The organism is Candidatus Symbiopectobacterium sp. NZEC135 (genome assembly GCF_025962695.1).
Genome location: NZ_JAGFPF010000203.1, coordinates 1 through 2476 on the forward strand (window position 1 = coordinate 1; position 2476 = coordinate 2476).

The 2476-nt window shown below is 56.7% G+C and carries 2 protein-coding genes; one reads left to right on the plus strand and one right to left on the minus strand.

Annotated features, from left to right (window positions below; translation table 11 throughout):
- The coding region (locus tag J5224_RS24910) for an NAD(P)-binding domain-containing protein (RefSeq protein WP_264627898.1) at positions 1–1158 on the minus strand (1158 nt) is incomplete at its 3' end.
- A 260-nt stretch (positions 1159–1418) separates the two neighbouring features.
- Here J5224_RS24910 and J5224_RS24915 point away from each other — a divergent pair.
- Positions 1419–2384, plus strand: coding sequence for a LysR family transcriptional regulator (locus tag J5224_RS24915; RefSeq protein WP_264627899.1), 966 nt, complete (start codon positions 1419–1421; stop codon positions 2382–2384).
- Positions 2385–2476: the final 92 nt, after the last annotated feature.

Genomic DNA, 2476 nt, shown 5'->3' on the forward strand with positions numbered 1-2476 from the left:
GCGGTTCTCCTGCCCCGCGGGCGGCGTATACACATCCGACCAAAACAGCATCTCATCAGCGAAATGGCGCAATTCGCCGCGCTTGGAGACATCAACGTCAAAACCCGTGGCAAAGATCGCGAAATCAACCTCGTAGCGCCCTTTGGGCGTGGTCAGCACCAGGTGCTGCTGAGCCTCCTCCAGGGTGACGATCGGGCTTGCCAAATGAAAATAGGCGTTGGCATGGCGTGACACCCGACGGGTAGAGTCGCGCGGGGGCGGCGTTTGTGCCGAGAGCGTCGTGGCAAGAAACTGCCACTTCCAGGCATCGCTAAGTCCGACGAATCCCTGCACCACCCCCTGACTGGAAATACCGGTAAATTTATTAATACGTGGAATATCGTCGCGTCGAATGAAGAGATCGACACGCTGCGCGCCAGCTTCCAGCGCCGTCGCCGCGTTATCCATGGCGGAGGCCCCGGCCCCCACTACCGCCACCCGTTTGCCTTGTAGCGCGGAGAAATCGATCGGTTGCGCCGAGTGCGCCCAATAGCGCCGATCCACCCGGTGTGCGATATCCGGCACAGCGGGCCCGCCCAAACCGTCGCGGCCATTCGCCAGCACCACACGGCGCGCGTAGTAGCGCTGCGTTGCACCGGTGAGTCGATTACGGGTATCCACCGCAATCAGCTTGTGCTGATAGGGCGTCAGCGCCACGATTTCCGTGTGATTGATTACCGGCAACGCCAGCACGCGGCGGTACCAGGTAAGATACTCCATCCACTGGGTTCGGGAGATTTTATCCAGTGCTTCCCACGCCGCAGCGCCGAATTGCGCCCGATACCAGGCGCGAAACGTCAACGCCGGCAACCCCAAGGCCGGACCGGTAAGCTGCTTTGGCGAACGCAGGGTTTCCATGCGCGCGTAGGTTACCCACGGGCCTTCCTGGCCTGCGGGCGCACGATCGAAACAGAGTATATTATCCACCCCCACCATGCGCAGCGCTGCCGCCGCCGTCAGGCCACACATTCCCGCGCCGAGGATAGCCACATCCAGCACCGGATGTTCCTCGACATAGTGCAAAGGCACCCAGGGTTTGGCTGGCAGTTCCAGCAGGCTCAAATCGTCATATAACCGGGCTTCCAGCGCAGAGAGTCCAGCCCCCTCACTCGTGTTCATTTCGCTCCGTTCCTTTGATGATGTTGCTTATTCGTCACAACTTTAATTATGCGTTATTTGAATTATTATCCATTGTTAATGCTTATTCTTAATAATTATTCCGCATGAGGATATGCAAAAAAGGAAATATACAGCGCGCGCATTTTCACGCATGCTTGGCACCATGCATTACCATCACGCCAACGCGCCACGTGGCGGGTACACCGGGGGGTTAGGGTGTATAGTGGCAGGCTGGCTTCCCGGTTGGAAAATAACGCACTATGTTGAAAACGCCCTTAATCGAAGATTTGGATCTGCGCCAGTTGGAAGCTTTTTCTGCGGTGATCTCAGCGGGAAGCATTACGGCCGCCGCCAAGCAGTTACATCGCTCGCAACCCGCCGTAACGCGATTGATTCAGGAATTTGAAAGCAAGATTGGTTACCCGCTGTTTGTGCGCAACGGGCCACGCATTCACCCCACCGAGCAGGCACTACAGCTGCATGAATCGGTGGAACATGCCTTGATTTCGCTGCATCAGGTGCAGGTGCGCGCTCAGGAGATCAGTGCTGCGGAAGAGAAACCGCTGGTGATTGCTGCCACGCCAGCCATGGCTGCGGGGTTATTGCCTGACGCACTGGCAAAACTGGCGCTGACCATGCCGCTGCAAATCCTCAGTTATACGGCGGAACAAGCGGTGCACAGCGTGATCGAGGGACGTGCCGATATGGCTATCAGCAGTTTGCCGCTGGAGCACAAGAATGTCGAACGGCACTGGATCGGGCAAACGCGCTGCGTGGTGGTGTTACACGAGGACGATCCGCTGGCACAGCAGGAGCGCATCGCGCTGGACGCCTTGGCAGCGCGGAAAATCATCACGCTCTACAATCCGTACCGCCAGCGTCACCGTTTTGAGCTGGCGATGAAAAAGGCCAAGATTACACCGCAGTACGTGATTGAAACCAACGCCTCTGCCAACCTGTTGGCGTGCGTGCGCAGCGGATTGGGCGTTGCCATTACGGAACCGGTGACGGCCTATGGCTTCCCGTTAAGCGGGGTGGCGGTAAGAGAGCTGGACGTGGATATTCCCTATTACTTTGGCGTTATTACGCCTCAGGCAAAAACAGTGCGCCCTATCGTTGTGCAATTAATTGATGCACTGGAGCAAAGCGCGCGGGAATTACTCCCTGCATTTACGCTATTTCATTCTGATGAGCACCATAAAATCATGGTGTCGCTTAATAGTTAATGTTGGGAACAGCATATACCCTAAATAATTCGAGTTGCAGGACAAAACGTGTACGTTTTGAACAGCGCTTGCGCTGGCCCTTCAGGGCGAGA